The sequence below is a fragment of the Massilia sp. LjRoot122 genome, assembly GCF_964252725.1.
GTDB lineage: Bacteria > Pseudomonadota > Gammaproteobacteria > Burkholderiales > Burkholderiaceae_D > Telluria.
In genome coordinates, this window is the sequence record NZ_CAXUPB020000001.1 from 4862235 (window position 1) to 4879223 (window position 16989).

The window sequence follows — 16989 nt, forward strand, 5'->3', positions numbered from 1 at the left end:
TTTCAGGCCGAAGTCAGGTCGAAGGGCAGCTTGCGCAGGCGCTTGCCGGTCAGCCGGAACACGGCGTTGGCGAAGGCCGGCGCCAGCGGCGGCAGGCCGGGCTCGCCGATACCGGTGGGCGCGTCGTTCGAGGGCACGATGTGCACCTCGACCCGCGGCATGTCGTTCATGCGCGCCACCGTATAGTCGCCGAAGTTCTGCTGTTCGACCACGCCGTCCCTGAGCGTGATCGCGGCCCCCGGCAAGGTCATGCCCAGGGCCATCAGCGCGGCGCCCTGGATCTGGGCCTCGATGCTGAGCGGGTTGACGGCCATATTGCAGTGCACGCCGGCCACCGCGCGGTGCAGTTTCGGCACGCCGTCGACCACCGAGGCCTCGACCACGTAAGCGACCACGGTGCCGAAGGATTCGTGCACCGCCACACCCCAGGCACGGCCTTTCGGCAGGGTCTTCTTGCCGTAGCCGGACTTGGCGACCGCCAGGTCCAGCGCCGCGTGATGGCGCTTGTGCTCGGGCTTGATCAGCCGCTTGCGGTAGGCCACCGGATCTTCGCCGCTCAGGTGGGCGGCTTCGTCGATCAGGGTCTCCATCACGAAGGCGGTGTGGGTCGACCCGACCGAGCGCCACCACAGCACCGGGACGTTGGCCTTGGCGATGTGCGCGCTCAGGTGCATCGGCACCTCGTAGGGCGCCCCCATGCCTTCGACCATCGTGCCGTCCACGCCGTCCTTGATCATGAAGGCCTCGAACGGGGTGCCGGCGGCGATCGACTGGCCGACGATGACGTGCTCCCAGCTCAGGATATTCCCCATCGCTTCCAGGCCGATCTCGGCGCGGTGCACGTGCGAGGGCCGGTAATAGCCGCCCTTGATGTCGTCCTCGCGGCTCCAGATCAGCTTGACCGGACCGCGATGGCCGGCCGCCTTACAGGCCTTGGCGATGTTGACCGCCTCGACCACATAGTCCGAGGTCGGCACGGCGCGCCGTCCGAAACCACCGCCCGCCATCATGGTGTGCAGGGTGACCTGTGCCGGCTCGAGGCCCGCCGCGGCGGCGGCCGCGGCCTGGTCGGCGGTCTGGAACTGGGAACCGACCCACAAGGTGCAACTGTCGTCCTTCAGGTCGACCGTGCAGTTGAGCGGCTCCATCGGCGCGTGGGCCAGGTAGGGGAATTCGTAGACCGCCGAGATCTTCTTCGTGGCGCTGCCGGGTGTGAGTACCTCGGTCTTGCGCACCAATGCGCCGCGGGTCTTCGAGAGCTCGATGAATTCGGCCATCTGGGCGGCGCTGCCCGGCTTGCCCAGGCCCTCGGTATTCCATTCGATGTGAAGCAGGTCGCGGCCCTGCTTCGCCGGCCAGTAGCCGTCGGCGATCACGGCCACGCCGCGTCCGCCGCGGTCGAGCGGCACTTCCAGCACGTCGATCACGCCGCGGATGGCCTTGGCCTTGGACGCATCGAACTTCGCCACCTTCGCGCCGAACACGGGCGGGTGGGCCACCACGGCGACGGCCAGCTTGCCTTCGGGCTTGAAGTCGATACCGAAGCCCTGGCGGCCGCTGGACTTGGCACGCGCGTCGAGGCGTCCGACCGGCTTGCCGATGTAGCGGAACTGCTTCGGCTCCTTCAGCACGACCTCTTTCGGCACCGGCAGCTTCATCGCGGCCTCGGCCAGCGCGCCATAGCTCGCCTTCTGCCCTGCCGGACCGATCACCACGCCACGCGCGCTACGGCATTGCTCGGGGCGGACTTTCCACTGTGCGGCAGCGGCGGCAACCAGCATCGCGCGGGCCGCGGCCCCGACTTCGCGGTAGCGGTGGAAGGAATTCTTCACCGAGCCGGAACCGCCGGTCATCTGCATGCCGAAGGCCCGGTCCTTGTAGACCTCGGCCGCCGGCGCGAGCTCGGCCCGCATCTGGCTCCAGTCGGCATCCAGCTCGTCGGCGATCAGCATCGGCAAGGCGGTGTGCACGCCCTGGCCGAATTCGAGGCGGTTGACCATGACGGTGACGGTATTGTCCGGCGCGATGCGCAGGAAGGCATTCGGCGCCTCGACCACCTTGGGCGGAACATTCGCTTGCGCCAGGCGCCCGCCGGCCGGCAGGAAGAAGCCCAGTACCAGCCCGCCCGTGGCGCCCGCCCCGGCCTTCAGGAAAGCGCGGCGCGAGGAGACGCCACCCTTGAGCACAGCCGCTGCTGCGCCATTCAACCATTCGCTACGCATGCGTGCTCCTCAGGCGAGAGTCTTGGCGGCATCCTTGATGGCCGCGCGGATCCGTTGGTAGGTGCCGCAGCGGCAGATGTTGCCGCTCATCGCATTGTCGATGTCGGCATCGCTCGGGCGCTTGTTGGTGCGCAGCAGGACCACGGCGCTCATCACCTGGCCGCTCTGGCAGTAGCCGCATTGCGGCACGTCGTGCTTGACCCAGGCGTCCTGCACCGCCTTGCCGACCTTGTCGTTTTCCATCGCTTCGATGGTGGTGATCTTTTGACCCTGGGCCGCCGAGATCGGGGTGATGCAGGAGCGGATCGGGTTGCCGTCCAGGTGCACGGTGCAGGCGCCGCACAACGCCGCGCCGCAGCCGAACTTGGTGCCGGTCATGTCGAGGTTGTCGCGCAGCGCCCAGAGGATGGGCGTGCTGGGGTCGGCGTCGACCTGGTGGTCGCGCCCGTTGATGTTCAAGGTGACCATGGTCTGCTCCCTGTTTGGACTACGTGCTTGTTATGTTTTATTTGAGCGACTGCAGCTTGGCTTCCAGGCCCTTCAGGTCGATCGCGCCCGGGATGCGGGAACCATCGGTGAAGAAGATCGCCGGCGTGCCCTGGATACGCAGTTTCTGGCCGAGGGCCAGCACCTCGTCGTTCGGCGTCTTGCAGGCCGCGGGTGCGGCTGCGGGCAGCTTGCCGTTGATCATCCAGTCGTCGAAGGCCTTGACGCGGTCGGACGCACACCAGATGTTCTTCGACTTCACGAAGGAATCCTCGGACAGGATGTTGTACAGGAAGGTGTAGATCGTGACGTTGTCGATTTCCTTGAGCGTGGTCTGGCGCAGGCGCTTGCAGTAGCCGCAGTTCGGGTCTTCGAACACGGCGATCACGCGCTTGCCATTGCCCTTGACCTGCTTGAGCGCGAGTTCGAGCGGCAGGTCGGTGAACTTGATCTTGTTGATCTCTTCGACGCGGGCGCGGGTCAGGTTGGTCGAGGTCTTGGTGTCGTAGACGTGGCCGATGAACAGGTAGTCGCCCTTCTTGTCCGTGTACAGGATGTCGCCGGCGACACGCACTTCGTACAGGCCGCTGTAGGGAGTCTCGCGGATCGACTCGATCTTGGCGCCGCCCAGGCGCGGCTCGAGCGCCTTCTTGATGGTGGCTTCGGTGGTGTTCTGCGCTTCCACGCAGGATGCGAGCAGGCCCGTCGCCAGCAGGACGGCGACCTTGGTTTTCAACATGAGAATTCCTTGAATGGTTACTTGCCCATCGCATGCGCCATCAGGCGACGCTTAACGCCAGGCAATTTATCGAGCAAGTTTAATCCGAAATTGCGCACCACGCGAACGGGTTCCAGGTTGGCGCCGAACAAACGTTCGAGCCCGTCGGTGGCCCATTGCATGAGCAGCACGTCTTCCTTGCGCTTGCGGGCATAGCGCGCCAGCACGCGCTCGTCGGCGATACCGCGCCGGTCTTCGCGATTGCGCAGCACCTCCAGCAGGTCGACGATGTCGCCGAAACCCAGGTTCATGCCATGGCCGGCCAGCGGGTGCACGGCGTGGGCGGCGTCGCCCACCAGCGCGACGCGGGGCGCGACCACCGAGTGCGGACGCACCAGCGCCAGCGGCACCGCCTTGACGGCTTCCGGCTGCAGGGGGCGCAGGGTGCCGAGTTTTTCATCGGCATATTCGGCCAGGCGGATCGCCATTTCGCCGAGCGACTCGTCCATCAGGGTATCGGCCAGGGTTTCCGGGGCCGACCACACCAGCGAGACGCGGTTGCCGGGCAGCGGCAGCAAGGCGATGATGCCGTCGGCACAGGTGAACCACTGGTAGGCCACGCCATGGTGCGGCTTGTCGCAGGCAAAATTGGTGACGATGGCGCGCTGGTGGTACATGCGGTAATCGACGCCGATGTCGCACTGGCCGCGCACCCAGGATTCGCGGCCGTCCGCGCCGATCACCAGTTCGCAGGCGATCTTGCTGCGGTCTTGCAGCAGCACGGCGGCGCCGGCCTCGCTGCACGTGAGGTCGCAGGCACAGCCCGACACCATCTGGACGTTGGCGGCGAACTTGAGCGCCGCATCCAGGGCGCCGTTCAGGTTGCTGTCCTCGACGATCCAGGCCAGGGTGCCGACGTGGGCGCCGAAAGCGTCAAAGCCGAGCTTGCCGCCGCCCTCGCCATCACCCTCAATGTCCATCGCATCGACCGCCTGCACCCGGGCCAGGTCGAGCGCGCCCCAGACCTTGAGCGAGGCCAGCAGGTCGTGCGCCGTATGGTTCAGGGCATAGACGCGTACGTCCCAGGGCTTGTCGGCGGCGGACGAGCTCGGCGTCTCTGGCGCCGGGCGCGCCGGCGGCACCAGCAGGGTGACGCTGTAGCCCGACTGGGCGAAACCGAGGGCGGCGGCCTTGGCGATGGCGCCGTTGCCGACAATGCAGACGTCGCTGCGGTGCTGGGCGGAGGTAGTAGTCATGAAACACATTATAGCGAGATGTCAACAGCGCGCCCGGCCCTTGTGTAGCGTGGCGCGAGGGTGCCGAAGCCGGGAAATGCGCACAAGGGCTTGCGCAGACGAAAATCGCTGGCTATAATCATGCCTCTCTTGGCCTGGTAGCTCAGTTGGTAGAGCAGAGGATTGAAAATCCTTGTGTCGGTGGTTCGATTCCGCCCCGGGCCACCAAGAATACAAAAAACGCCACCCTCGGGTGGCGTTTTTGCTTTCAAAGGTTTTTTCATGCACACCCTGCCGCCCTGCCCGCAATGCCAGTCCACCTACACCTACGAGGACGGCAGCGGCCAGTATGCCTGTCCAGATTGCGGCCACGAGTGGCCGGTACAGGCCGAAGCGGTCGAAGCCGGCCGGGTCTGGCGCGATGCCTCCGGCAACATCCTGCAGGATGGCGACACGGTGACGGTCATCAAGGACCTGAAGCCGAAAGGCTCGGGCGGCGTGATCAAGCAAGGCACCAAGGTCAAGAACATCCGCCTGGTCGACGCCGACCATGACATCGATTGCAAGATTGACGGTTTCGGCGCCATGAGCCTGAAGTCAGAATTCGTCCGTAAAGCCTGAACCAGGTTTCAGGCAGTCAGGCGCACCTCGATGCGCTCGATCACCTGCTGCACATCCTCGGGCGGCACCGGCGGGCTGAAGAAATATCCCTGGCCGATGTGGCAGCCATGCGCGAGCAGCCAGTTCATCTGTTCCCTGGTTTCCACCCCTTCCGCCACGATGGTCATCTTTAATGCATTCCCCATGGCAACGATGGCCTGGGTCAGCTTTTCCGCGTTCGGGTCCTGCAACATGCTGCGGGTGAAGGATTGGTCGATCTTCAGGCACTGCAGGGGTAGCTGGCGCAGGTAGCTCAAGGAGGAAAAACCTGTGCCGAAATCGTCCAGCGAGGTGGAAATGCCGGCCTCGTTCAGGGCCCGCAACACGCTGCGGGTCTCGTCGAGCTGGCGCATGAAGCAGGATTCGGTGACCTCGATTTCGAGGGTATCCGCCGGCACCTGGAATTCCTCCAGCAGGTCGCCCAGGTAGCCGACCAGGTTCGGCGACAGAATATCGGCGATCGACAGGTTGACCGCGATCGGCAGCTTGCCCAGGCCGTGGGTGCGCCAGCGCGCCTGTTCCGCGATGGCGCTGCGCATGACCCAGCGATCGATGCGAATGATCTGGTCGCTGTGCTCGGCGATGGGAATGAAGCTGCTGGGGCTGTTCTGGCCCCGGGTAGGATGGTTCCACCTGACCAGCGCTTCGAGCCCCACCACTTTGCGGGTAATGAGATCGACCTTGGGCTGGAACACCAGCGACAGCTGGTTGCGCTCCACCGCATCGTCCAGGTCACGTTCGAGCAGGTAGTGGTCGCGCTGGTCGGCCGCCATCGCCAGCTCGAACACCACGCTGCGGCTGCGGCCACGGGATTTCGCCTGGTACAGCGCCAGGTCGGCATGCCTCAGCAGTTCGCTGACCGTACGCCCGTGACCGGGCGGGATGGCAATCCCGACCGAAATCCCCAGGCGAAACTGTTGCCCGCGAATGTCGAAGGGGATGGCGACCGCCTGGTGCAGGCGCTCGGCAAAGGTCAGGGCGGTGGCCGCACTCGGATGCGGGATCTGCAGCAGCAACATGAATTCATCCCCGCCCAGGCGTGCCAGCAGGTCGAAATCGCGCATCACCGCCTTCAGCCTCGAACTCAGTTGCTGCAATACCTGGTCGCCGATCTCGTGACCATAGGTATCGTTGATTTTCTTGAAATGGTCCAGGTCCAGCAGCATCAGCGCGGTGTCGTAGTGGCCGTCCTCGAGGCGCCGTGTTACCTCGTCCTCCATGGCGCGCCGGTTATACAGGCCGGTGAGATGGTCATGGTGGGCGCGCCAGTGCAAGGTTTCCTGCATTTCCCGGTTGATCTGCAGTTTATTCACCTCGCTGAGCATGCGCAGCAGGTTCTGCAGCGCCTCGGCATCCGTCTGCAGCCAGGGTTCGGCGTGGCCCCGCACCGACTGCTGCCAGACAGCAAAGGACCGCCGCGGCTCCAGACGCACCCGCCCGTTGGGCAGGGGAACGACGTCCTTGACGGGTTCCCCGCCCCAGCGCACTTGCTGCACCACTTCTTCCCGGGTCAGGAAGCAGAAAATGATGTCCTCTTCATAGCGCTGCGCCAGCAACAGGCCGGCCGCATCCGGCAGGAACATCAGCGCATGCCGGGGCGAGGTCAGCAGGTCGTCCCACATGAATTCCTGCGGGACGCGGTTCTGCATGTTCAACCGCGCCCCGACCTCGTCGAGGATCTGGTGGGTGGAGCCCTGCCGCGTTCCCGGCCCCCCGACATAGGCGAGCGTTCCGATCTGCACACCCAGGGCACTGGCATTGAAAGCCGGCAGCAGCCTGGGCATCCAGGATTCCAGCAGGTTGGGAATATCGCCTTCGTGGATCAGGGCCTGGTAAAACTCGTTCAGCAAGCGATCCAGTGCCATGCGATGGCGTACCGCTTCCAGGTTGGACAAGGGCTCGATGCGCATGTTGGCGATTTCGGCCAGCAGCTCGGCCAGCTGGCGCATGCCTTCCCTGAGATGGTAGGGCGGCGTCCTGGGCTGGTGGTGATGGCAGGCTATCAAGCCCCACAGCTTGCCGTCGCACACGATGGACAAGGTCATCGTGGCACGCACGCCCATGTTCCGGAGATAGACCAGGTGCACCGGGGACAGGCCGCGCAGCAGGCAGTGGCTCTGGTCGAGCGCTTCTCCGTCCGGCAATACAGGCGGCACCAGGGTATCCATCGCGGCTTCGACATCGGCCAGCACGCGCAGCTTGTTGGTGAGGTACAGCACGCGCGCCTGGCTGGGAATGTCGGACGCGGGAAAGCGCAATCCCAGGTATTTCTGCCGGTAGTGGCCGGCGGTGTGTTCGGCGACGACTTCACCGCAGCCATCGGGCAGGAAACGGTAGATCATCACGCGGTCGAAGGCGCTGACTTCCTGCATGACCTTCACGCATTCGCCGAAGAAGGCGTCGAGTCCTTCGGCACGGCGCAGGCGGGCGATCACTTCCGCGAAATCGACAAACACCTGGGTCTGCCGCCGCGACTCGTCGGTGTCGCCGTTCACGGGCAGCCATTCGAGCACCGCCACCGCGCCGCTGCGGTGGCCGAGGCATTCCCAATGTGGGGCCGGTGCCTGCCCAGGCGTGGTGGAGGTTTGCTCGAAGCGGGGGCGCCAGGGCAAGGCTGCGGGATGCGATGTCGGCAGGCCATCGATATCAAGCGCAGCCGTTTCGTCGACGGCAGCGACCCAGTCGGGCAGCGGACTGGAGACCAGCGCATGCGCATCCTGCAAGCCCGGCCAATGACGCACGATTCCTGCAGAAACCTGCACGATGCGGCGGCTCGCCACGTCCACCACCATCAGGAAGCCGTAGGACTGTACGGTGCCCAGCAGATGGATCGGCTCTTGCGCGCAGGATAGCTCCAGTTCCGCCGGAATGGTGTCGTCACGCATGCCCGGACCCATGCTCTACCGTCCCTTCCAGATAAGCTCGCAGTGCCTATATCGAAGACAATAGAGTTAAGACCTGCGGCAACACCATTGGTTCCGCGCGGGCGCCTGGCGCGCCCTTCCCTTACTTGCGCTCGGAGGCGGACTTGTCGCGCGCCGCGCGGAACTCCGAATCGCGCGCCCAGTTCGGCCAGACGGTCGAATTGGCCAGCTCGGCACCGACGGCGTACAGCAGCTCCAGGTCGCGCGCCATGCCCGTGAAGGTCCAGGCGGGGTCGAACTCGTCCGACGGCTGGTGGTAATTCTTCTCGGTGTAGGCCGCTTCCTCCGCCAGGCCCGCCTGCGTGCCGCCCTCGACCCAGTCCTTGCCCGAGCCGAAGGAAATCGCCGGCACGCCGCGCTTGGCGAAGGGGAAGTGGTCGGAACGGAAGAAGTAGCCCGCTTCCGGCTTCGGATCCGGCGACAAGCGCATGTCCCAGCCCTTGGCCTTGGCCACCAGGCGGTCCAGCAGGTCGAGCTTGGCGCTGCCCGAGATGTTGAAGTCGCGCGCGGGGCCGCGCGGGCTGAGCGCATCCATGTTGATCACGCCCACCGTCGAGGCCAGCGGATACAGCGGGTTCGACGCATAGTATTCGGAGCCGAGCAGGCCCTTCTCTTCCGCGGTCACCGCCAGGAACACGACGCTGCGCTGCGGCGCCGGCTGCTTGGCATAGGCACGTGCCAGTTCCAGCATCGCCGCGATGCCGGTCGCGTTGTCGACTGCGCCGTTATAGATCTTGTCGCCCTTCGCATCGGGCTGGCCGACGCCGAGGTGGTCCCAGTGGCCGCTGTAGATCACGACCTGCTTCGGCTGCTTGCTGCCTTCGCGGATCGCGACCACGTTCTTCGACTTGATGACCTGGGCATCCACCGCGTAATCGGCCGACAGGCTGACGCCTTTCAATGCGACCGGCTTGAAGGCGCGGGTCTGGGCCTGCTTCTTGAGCGCCTCGAAATCCAGGCCGGCCGACTTGAACATGGCGGCCGCGAGGTCACGCTGGATCCAGGCTTCCATCGGGGCGTGCGACTTGCGCGGCTCCTTGCGCACCACGTCGTACATCACGTTGGTGTTCGAGTTCTGCACGGTCGGCCAGCCATAGGAAGCGGGCGCGGTCTCGTGCACGATGATGGTGCCGAGCGCGCCGCGGCGCGCCATCTCTTCGTATTTGTAGGTCCAGCGGCCGTAATAGGTCATGGCCTTGCCGCCGAACTCGCCCTGCCCGGTTTCGAAATCCGGGTCGTTGATCAGGACCACCGCCAGCTTGCCCTTCAGGTCCATGCCCTTGAAGTCGTCCCACTTGCGTTCCGGCGCGGTGACGCCGTAGCCGACGAAGACCAGCGGCGCGTTCTTGAACGAGACCTGCTTGAGGCCGCTCATCGAGGCGCGCACGGCCATGTCCGGACCCTGCTTCAGTTCGCGGCTGGCGCCGCCTTCGGTGAGGGTGAGCTTGACCGGCCCCTTGATTTCGAAGCGGCCGAGCGGCACGTCCTGGGTCCAGGCGCGCTGGCCGCCGGCCAGGTCGCCGCCCGGCTTCAGGCCGGCAGCCTTGAATTGCTGCACCAGGTAGTCGACCGTCTTCGTTTCACCGGCCGTGTTCGGGCCGCGGCCTTCGAATTCGTCCGACGACAAGGTCTTGACGTCCTGCGCAAGGCGCTTGGGATCGAACTTCGGCGCTTCCGCCGCGTGCGCGGCAGCCGCGGCAAGGCCCATCAGTACAAGGGTAGCGTGTTTCAAAGCAGTCTCCATGATAGCTACAGTTGATGATTCAAGAATTCAGCCGGCCACGCGCTTCAGGACGAATTCGGCGCGTGGCTTGTCATGCCTTTCCAGGCGATAGGTCAGCACGCTGCCATCCTGGCTGAGGCTGACGGTCCAGACATTGGTCTCCGCGCCGGGCACGATCCGGGCGGTGTAGGCATCGGCGAGGAAGGCCTGGGAACGCGCCGTACCGCCCTGCTTCGCCATGCCGCCGTACATGGTCACCGCATCCGGCGTGCCGTCCGGGTGACGGTGGTCGTGGCGCAGCTCCAACCCTGCCGCCGGACGGGTGAAGATCCAGGTGCGCGAGCGGTTTTCGCCGACCTGTACCGGCATGCGTACCCCGTCCGCCGCGCAGACAACCTGGGTCGATATCTTCTTGCCGGCAAACTCGCTGTTGGGGTCGATCGCATACGACAGCCCGCCTTCGAAGCGCTGGCCGCACATGCTGTGCAGCGTGGCCATGAACTGGTCGCGCGTGTCGGCAGGCGGCGGTGCGGCAGCGCAGCCGGCCAGCAGGCAGGTGGCGGCAAGAGAAGAAAGCATGGATTTCATCGTGGTCCGTGGTCGATTGGACAAGCTTCAAGAGTAGCACAGCGGCTCGGCAGCAAACAGCAGGGTTTCGTTTGTAATGAACCGATTCGCCCAAGGAAGAGAATCGACATTGAACCGATATTAACAGCAATTTTCGGGAAATTTCATGGACAACACCGGAACAAAATCCTATATTCGTCAATGAACATCGGTTCATACTAACCAAGGAGCTCACCATGAAGAAGATCGTACTCGGCGCAGTGATGGCATTTTCCCTGTCGGCAGCACAGGCTGCGGACATCGTGGACACCGCCAAATCCGCCGGCAGCTTCAATACCCTGATCGCCGCTGTCCAGGCAGCCGGCCTGGTCGACACGCTCAAGGGCCCCGGCCCGTTCACCGTCTTCGCCCCGACGGACGAAGCCTTCGCCAAGATCCCGAAAGCCAAGCTGGACGCCCTGCTGAAAGACAAGGCAGCGCTCACCAAGGTCCTGAGCTACCACGTGGTGCCGGGCAAGGTGATGGCGGCCAGCGTCAAGCCGGGTGCGGTCAAGACCGTGGAAGGCAGCAGCCTGATGGTCAGCGCCAAGGGCGGCGCGGTCTCGGTGGACAAGGCCAGGGTGGTCAAGACCGACGTGGAAGCCGACAACGGCGTCATCCACGTCATCGACTCGGTCATCATGCCGAAGTAAGCCTGTTTTCCTGGGGTGGATGCGATAATGCCGCGTCCACTACTACGGAGAACGCCATGCCCCACATCGCCGGTATCGACCACGTCCAGGTTGCCATTCCCCCTGGATCCGACGAGGCGGCGCGCGCCTTCTACGGCGGCGTGCTGGGCCTGACCGAAATTCCCAAGCCGGCGCCGCTGAACGCCTCCGGCGGCCTCTGGTTCCAGACCGGCGCCAGCCAGCTGCACATCGGCGGCGAGGCCGGCTTCGTGCCGGCCAGGAAGGCGCATCCGGCCTTCGTCATCGCCGATTTCGAGGCCTATTGCGCCCTGCTGCGCGAACGCGGGGTGGAAGTGCGCGAGGAGGTCGGGGTCTATGGCCGGCGCCGTGCGGGCATCGAGGATCCCTTCGGTAACCGCGTCGAGCTGATCGAGGCCGCCAGGGGCTGATCTTTCCGGTGAAATAAAAATTTACGCGCATAGGTTCCGGGGTAAGCCGGCCTATAGAATATTCGCATGCGCTATCCGATCGACCCGGAAGTAACCAGTTTCACCGACCTGCTGCTCGACGCAGTCTGTGTCGTCGACGCCGGTGGTAAATTCCTGTTCGTCAGCGCAGCGTGCGAGCGCATCTTTGGTTACACGCAGCAGGAAATGGTCGGCAAGCGGGTGGCCGACCTGGTGGCGCCCGCCGACCGCGAGCGCACCCTGGCAGCCGCCCAGGCGGTCATGAACGGCCAGTCCCACATCCATTTCGAAAACCGCTACGTGCGCAAGGACGGTGGCATCGTCCATATCATGTGGTCGGCGCGCTGGTCGGAAGCCGACCAGGTGCGGGTGGCGGTAGCCCGCGACATCACCGAATTGAAACAGGCACAGGCCATGCAGGCGGCCTTGTACGCGCTGTCCGAAGCCGCCCACGCGAACGACGACCTGGCCTGCCTGTTCCGGCGCAGCCACGACATTATCGGCGAATTGATGCCTGCGGCCGGCTGTGCGGTGGCGCTGCCCGACGGACCGGAGAACGCACTGGACTTTTGCTATTGGGTCAGCGAGTCAGGACTCGACGCCCCGATGCGCCGGTTATGTGGCGAGGTACTGGCCACCGAGGCGCCCGTGCTGCTGGCGTCCTCGAACGAAGCGGATGGGCCGGCGCCGGCGCCGGGCGTGTCCATGCTGGCGGTTCCGCTGCAGGCCGCCCAGGGCGCACTGGGCGTCCTTGCCCTGCACAGCAGCAAGGATGGCGTCACGTACCGCGGCCGCGACCGCAGCCTGCTGATGTTCGTGGCGAACCAGCTTGCCGCCGCGATCCAGCACAAGCAGCTCCAAGCGCGCTTGCACTTCATGGCGATGCACGACGAACTCACGCGTCTTCCCAGCCGGCGCCTGTTCCATGACCGTCTCGGCACCGCACTCGCCCGCGCCCAGCGCCAGCAGACCAGGCTGGCCCTCCTGTTCATCGACCTGAACCACTTCAAACAGGTCAACGACCAGCATGGCCACCTGGCCGGAGATCGCCTGCTGCAGGAAGTGGCGCGCCGTATCGGCACCTGCATGCGCGACAGCGACACCCTGGCTCGTTTGGGTGGTGACGAATTCGCGGTCTTGCTCGAGAATACTGTTTCGCCTGTGGACGCGATGCCCGTGATCGACAAGATCGGACAGGCCATGTCCGCCCCCTTCGATCTCGGCGGCGGCCTGATCCTGGCCGCGTCGGCCAGCATCGGCCTTGCCTGCTACCCCGAACATGGAAGCAGCATGCAGGAATTACTATCGCTTGCAGACCAGGAAATGTACAAGGTGAAGCAAGCCGCATCCCGTGCGGCGCCGGCGCTGGCGTTGCCGGACTGAGGCTGCAGCGCTGCGCAGGCCCTTCTTCCGGACGAGGCTCTTGCAACTCCGGGTTCTTGGCGCATACTGGAATTCCACCCTTTTCCGACAGGAGGCGATCATGCTCGAGCAGCAGAATGTCCAGGTAGTCCAGGATTGCTACGGCGCATACGGACGCAAGGATCTCGACAGCTTCTTCGCGTGCATGACGCCCGACATCGATTGGGAACTGACGGATGTGCCGGGGCTCGACTTCACCGGCAAACGGAAGGGAACCGCCCAGATTGCCGAGTATTTCGACCAGTTCGACGACAAGCTGACGATCCGCGAGTTCACGCCCAAGGAATTCATCGCACAGGGCGACAAGGTGATCGTCCTGGGACATAGCGCGTGGACGGCCAAGGGCACCAACGTCGACCTCGACAGCGACTGGGTGCACGTGTTCACGGTCAGGGACGGCAAGGTCGCGGCATTCCGCGAATACCTCGGTTCCTATCTCGGCACCGAGTGCTTCGACTGCAGCACGCTCCCTGCGGGGGCGGCGACGGGCAGTCCGGCGCCGCACTGACGCGCGGCCGTCATGCCGTCAGGATGCCATGGGCGCGAAGACTGCCTGCAGGTCATCCGCGCCGATGGCGGGTGACACACCGCCTTCGGCATCCAGCAAAGCGTTCGCCAGCTCGCCCTTGCGGCGCTGCATGTCCTGGATTCTTTCCTCGAGCGTGCCGCGGACGATCAGCTTATAGACGAACACCGGCTGCTCCTGGCCAATGCGCCAGGCCCGATCCGTGGCCTGGTTCTCGCTGGCCGGATTCCACCATGGATCGTAGTGAACGACCGTATCGGCTGCGGTCAGATTGAGGCCGACCCCGCCGGCCTTCAGGCTGATCAGGAACACCGGGACTTGGCCCTGCTGGAAGCTGGCGATCGGGGCCTCCCGGTCGACCGTATCCCCCGTCAAGGTAACAAATTCGACGGCACGGTCTTGGAGGGCCTTGCCGACCAGCGCCAGCATACTGGTGAACTGCGAAAACACCAGCACCTTGCGTCCTTCGCTCAGTAGGGTATCCAGCAAGTCCATCAAGGTCACCAGCTTGGCCGAGCCTGTCTCCGCGCTACCTGACTTGAGCAGGCGCGGATCGCAGCACACTTGGCGCAACTTGAGCAATGCGTCGAGGATGACGATCTGACTGCGGGCCAGTCCTTTACGCTCGATCTCGGCGCGCACCTTACGGTCCATGGCCAGGCGCACGGTTTCGTACAAGTCGCGCTGGGCGGCGCCGAATTCGACCGGCAGCACGACCTCGGTCTTGGGCGGCAGCTCGGTCGCCACTTTGTCCTTGGTGCGCCTCAGCATGAAGGGCCGCACGCGGCGCGCCAGCAAGTCTTTGCGCAGCATGTCGCCGTGCTGTTCGATCGGCTTGCGGAAGCCGGCCTTGAACGCTTTTTCGTCGCCCAGCAGTCCCGGCATCAGGAAGTGAAACTGCGACCACAGCTCCCCGAGATGGTTTTGCACCGGGGTCCCGGTCAGGCACAGGCGGTGCCGGGCATCGAGCAGGCAAGCGACCTGCGCGGCCTTCGAGCGCTTGTTTTTGATGTACTGCGCTTCGTCGAGGATCAGCAAGTGGTAGCGATGGCTGCGCAAGGCTTGTTCGTCACGCCCCAGCAGAGGATAGGTTGTCAGTACCAGATCGGCGCCGGCGATCTGGTCGAACTGCCCCGCCCTCTCCTTGCCGTGCAGGAGCAGGACACGCAGCCCGGGTGCGAAGCGCGCGGTCTCGGACTGCCAGTTTCCCATCAAGCTCGTCGGCGCTACTACCAGCGCCGGCAGGTCGAGTCGGCCCGCTTCCTTTTCGGCAAGGATATGGGCAAGGGTCTGGATGGTCTTGCCAAGCCCCATGTCGTCGGCCAGAATGCCGCCGAAGCCATATTCGCGTAGAAACTGCATCCATGCCAGTCCGGCCTGCTGATACGGACGCAGGGTCGCCTGGAGGCCGGCAGGCGCCTCGACTTGGAGGACGCCGCCGAAGTCGCCCAGCTTCCGGCCCAGTTCACGCAGGCGCTCGCCGCCCATCCAACGCAGTTGCGCCGCCTGTTCCAGCTCTGCAAGGCGGGCGGCATCGGTGACCGGCAGGCGCAAGGTACTGCCCATGCGTTCACTGAAGTGCAGTTCAATCAGGGTGGAAAGGATCGGCTTGACGCGGCTCCACGGCAGGACGACACGCATTGTATTTGGCAATTCCACGACGACGTCGCTGCCCTCGTCGCGCGTCGCCAGCGCGCCAATACTGAAATCCTGCGGCGTCTTGCGGATCATTTCCAGCAACAAGGGCAACAGGGAATAGCGCCTGTCGTCGACGAGAATTCCGAGTTCGAGGTCGAACCAGGCATTCACTCCCTCTCCGTCTTCGCTCAGCTCGGCATACCAGTCCTGCACTTCCGTGAAGTCGTAGCGAAAATCGCCTTTGATTTCGATCTCCCAACCGATAACACGAAGGCGCGGTAACTCATGGCGTGCAAACCTGACCCAGCCTTCCTGCGTCGGCAGCTGCAGGGCGCCTGGCCATTCAGCCACTGGCGAGTGGGCGCCTGGCGAAACGAAGCCGAGTTCGGCAAGGATCATGGCCGCCGCACGTTCGGCGCCTGCATCGCGTTCGATCAGTTCGACCGTATCGCCAACGATCCGGCGCAACAGCGGCGCGTCGGAGCCTTCGGTTACGAAACCGTCGTAGCTGAAATCCAGGAGTGCGTAATCATGCCAGCGCAGCTCGCCTCGGACCACGGTCGCGCAGGCGTCCAGTACCAGGCACGGCGTCGGGGCGATGCCGCTGCGGGTGCGCGTATGCAGCTCCTGTGGAACTGGCAAAATACGGTCCAGGCCGGCTTCGGACAGGCGCCGTGCCATGGGTGAGCGCTGTTCCGGCGCCAGATGCGGGGCTTGTTCCACCAAGTGCAGCAAGGCGGCCGGCGCAAGCGCGGCGAGCCGTTCTGGCAGCGCCAGCTCCCCCAGCAAGCCTTGGTCCAGATAACACAGGGGCTCGGTTGCCATGACATGGGCGATCGATGCGCCATCGTCGAAGCGCCAGGACAGCTTTACCGATTCATTGCCGGATGCATCGGCGCGCCAGTCAAGCGACGCATGGCGGTGCGGCCCTGCTTGCACCGTGAACAAGCTACCGCGCTTTAAGTCGGCGTTCGATCCGGCCCACAGCAAGCGCCCCTCTCTACACAAGCGGCCCAGCAGGCGATTCCCGATTGGGCCGGCTGGCTTGACGCTGTCCACGTACGCGCTGCCGGCCCGCATGGCGGCGACCAGGCGGATCGGCTCGTCGTCGCAAGGCCTGACATACGCCGGCCGGTTCGCCAGCAAACTGTAGAAATCCTGGTTGACGGTGACACCACCGATGCTGCCGTCCTTGCGCAGGCGCGCCTTGCACAGATGCAGGCGCAGCGCGCCGTCACGCTGGTCCGGAGCCAGCACGTACACCAGACGATGTCCCTGGCTAGATGCCGGGGCCGCAGACTGCTGCATGGCCCACTGCACCGTGGCGAATTGCTGCAGCCAGCGCTCGGCCGCTACCGGGATCGCCACCGCCGGCAGGCTTGACCCCGGCTCATCCCCAGGTTGGCGCAGGGCGGCCAGGAGCACGGCCACGACATGCTTGCAGTTGTAATTCATGGGACACGTGCAGGCACCGTCGAAACGAACGCCGTGACGGTCAGCGCCGACCCTGATCTCCTGACTATAGATATTGGCGCCGCTGCCGGCGACTTCGCCCTCGATCACGTCCTCGTCATCCCAGACGTACAGGACGGCGCCTTGCCGATCATACGCCGCGCCGCGCGCGTAAGTCGCCGGATCGAACTGGCGCACAATATCGTCGAGAGTGAAATCCATGGGGGGCAGGCGGACAATCTGATGATGCGCCATTATCGCCCACGGCTATAAAAACC

At 64.7% G+C, this 16989-nt stretch carries 13 protein-coding genes and 1 tRNA gene; 6 read left to right on the forward strand and 8 right to left on the reverse strand.

What is annotated here, in order from left to right; translation table 11 throughout:
* Positions 1-2: 2 nt before the first annotated feature.
* The 4 genes from ACSQ25_RS21380 to ACSQ25_RS21395 are packed head-to-tail and all read right to left on the reverse strand — an operon-like array spanning position 3 to position 4682.
* Entirely contained in the window at positions 3-2222 is a 2220-nt protein-coding gene (locus ACSQ25_RS21380; RefSeq protein WP_436107658.1) for a molybdopterin cofactor-binding domain-containing protein, read from the reverse strand.
* A gap of 9 nt (positions 2223-2231) precedes the next feature.
* Positions 2232-2690, reverse strand: coding sequence for a (2Fe-2S)-binding protein (locus ACSQ25_RS21385; RefSeq protein ID WP_436107659.1), 459 nt, complete (start codon positions 2688-2690; stop codon positions 2232-2234).
* Positions 2691-2727: 37 nt separating this feature from the next.
* Positions 2728-3447 carry a DsbC family protein gene (locus tag ACSQ25_RS21390; protein WP_436107660.1) on the reverse strand — a complete coding sequence of 240 codons (720 nt, stop codon included), beginning with the start codon at positions 3445-3447 and terminating at the stop codon, positions 2728-2730.
* A gap of 17 nt (positions 3448-3464) precedes the next feature.
* Entirely contained in the window at positions 3465-4682 is a 1218-nt protein-coding gene (locus ACSQ25_RS21395) for an FAD-dependent monooxygenase (RefSeq protein WP_436107661.1), read from the reverse strand.
* A 131-nt stretch (positions 4683-4813) separates the two neighbouring features.
* Here ACSQ25_RS21395 and ACSQ25_RS21400 point away from each other — a divergent pair.
* Together ACSQ25_RS21400 and ACSQ25_RS21405 are read left to right on the forward strand one after the other, a co-directional pair.
* Positions 4814-4889: transfer RNA gene (locus tag ACSQ25_RS21400), tRNA-Phe, on the forward strand.
* A gap of 54 nt (positions 4890-4943) precedes the next feature.
* Positions 4944-5282, forward strand: coding sequence for a zinc ribbon domain-containing protein YjdM (locus ACSQ25_RS21405; RefSeq protein WP_436107662.1), 339 nt, complete (start codon positions 4944-4946; stop codon positions 5280-5282).
* Between the two features lie 8 nt (positions 5283-5290).
* Here the strand turns inward: ACSQ25_RS21405 and ACSQ25_RS21410 are convergent, their stop codons facing one another.
* The 3 genes from ACSQ25_RS21410 to ACSQ25_RS21420 all read right to left on the reverse strand — a co-directional run bounded on the left by ACSQ25_RS21410 (position 5291) and on the right by ACSQ25_RS21420 (position 10547).
* On the reverse strand, positions 5291-8206 hold the full coding sequence (locus ACSQ25_RS21410) for an EAL domain-containing protein (RefSeq protein ID WP_436107663.1): 2916 nt from the start codon (positions 8204-8206) through the stop codon (positions 5291-5293).
* 121 nt (positions 8207-8327) lie between these two features.
* A complete protein-coding gene (locus tag ACSQ25_RS21415) occupies positions 8328-9977 on the reverse strand; it encodes a M28 family metallopeptidase (protein WP_436107664.1) in 1650 nt (549 codons plus the stop codon).
* A gap of 39 nt (positions 9978-10016) precedes the next feature.
* Positions 10017-10547 (reverse strand): hypothetical protein, encoded by a 531-nt coding sequence (locus ACSQ25_RS21420; protein WP_436107665.1) that lies wholly within the window; start codon positions 10545-10547, stop codon positions 10017-10019.
* 224 nt (positions 10548-10771) lie between these two features.
* Between ACSQ25_RS21420 and ACSQ25_RS21425 the strand changes: the two genes are divergently transcribed.
* The 4 genes from ACSQ25_RS21425 (at position 10772) to ACSQ25_RS21440 (ending at position 13603) form a co-directional block, all read left to right on the forward strand.
* Positions 10772-11227: a fasciclin domain-containing protein gene (locus ACSQ25_RS21425; RefSeq protein ID WP_436107666.1), complete on the forward strand. Its 456-nt coding sequence runs from the start codon at positions 10772-10774 to the stop codon at positions 11225-11227.
* 56 nt (positions 11228-11283) lie between these two features.
* Entirely contained in the window at positions 11284-11655 is a 372-nt protein-coding gene (locus ACSQ25_RS21430; RefSeq protein WP_436107667.1) for a VOC family protein, read from the forward strand.
* A 66-nt stretch (positions 11656-11721) separates the two neighbouring features.
* On the forward strand, positions 11722-13056 hold the full coding sequence (locus ACSQ25_RS21435) for a diguanylate cyclase domain-containing protein (RefSeq protein WP_436107668.1): 1335 nt from the start codon (positions 11722-11724) through the stop codon (positions 13054-13056).
* Positions 13057-13156: 100 nt separating this feature from the next.
* Complete coding sequence (locus tag ACSQ25_RS21440) at positions 13157-13603, forward strand: nuclear transport factor 2 family protein (RefSeq protein WP_436107669.1); 447 nt, start codon at positions 13157-13159, stop codon at positions 13601-13603.
* 18 nt (positions 13604-13621) lie between these two features.
* Here ACSQ25_RS21440 and ACSQ25_RS21445 read toward each other — a convergent pair whose 3' ends face one another.
* Positions 13622-16933: an SNF2-related protein gene (locus ACSQ25_RS21445; protein ID WP_436107670.1), complete on the reverse strand. Its 3312-nt coding sequence runs from the start codon at positions 16931-16933 to the stop codon at positions 13622-13624.
* Between the last annotated feature and the right edge of the window lie 56 nt (positions 16934-16989).

Coding starts and splice junctions, on each gene's coding strand:
- ACSQ25_RS21380 (WP_436107658.1), bottom strand. CDS start 2,222: ATGCGTAGCGAATGGTTGAATGGCGCAGCAGCGGCTGTGCTCAAGGGT.
- ACSQ25_RS21385 (WP_436107659.1), bottom strand. CDS start 2,690: ATGGTCACCTTGAACATCAACGGGCGCGACCACCAGGTCGACGCCGAC.
- ACSQ25_RS21390 (WP_436107660.1), bottom strand. CDS start 3,447: ATGTTGAAAACCAAGGTCGCCGTCCTGCTGGCGACGGGCCTGCTCGCA.
- ACSQ25_RS21395 (WP_436107661.1), bottom strand. CDS start 4,682: ATGACTACTACCTCCGCCCAGCACCGCAGCGACGTCTGCATTGTCGGC.
- ACSQ25_RS21405 (WP_436107662.1), top strand. CDS start 4,944: ATGCACACCCTGCCGCCCTGCCCGCAATGCCAGTCCACCTACACCTAC.
- ACSQ25_RS21410 (WP_436107663.1), bottom strand. CDS start 8,206: ATGCGTGACGACACCATTCCGGCGGAACTGGAGCTATCCTGCGCGCAA.
- ACSQ25_RS21420 (WP_436107665.1), bottom strand. CDS start 10,547: ATGCTTTCTTCTCTTGCCGCCACCTGCCTGCTGGCCGGCTGCGCTGCC.
- ACSQ25_RS21425 (WP_436107666.1), top strand. CDS start 10,772: ATGAAGAAGATCGTACTCGGCGCAGTGATGGCATTTTCCCTGTCGGCA.
- ACSQ25_RS21430 (WP_436107667.1), top strand. CDS start 11,284: ATGCCCCACATCGCCGGTATCGACCACGTCCAGGTTGCCATTCCCCCT.
- ACSQ25_RS21435 (WP_436107668.1), top strand. CDS start 11,722: ATGCGCTATCCGATCGACCCGGAAGTAACCAGTTTCACCGACCTGCTG.
- ACSQ25_RS21440 (WP_436107669.1), top strand. CDS start 13,157: ATGCTCGAGCAGCAGAATGTCCAGGTAGTCCAGGATTGCTACGGCGCA.
- ACSQ25_RS21445 (WP_436107670.1), bottom strand. CDS start 16,933: ATGGATTTCACTCTCGACGATATTGTGCGCCAGTTCGATCCGGCGACT.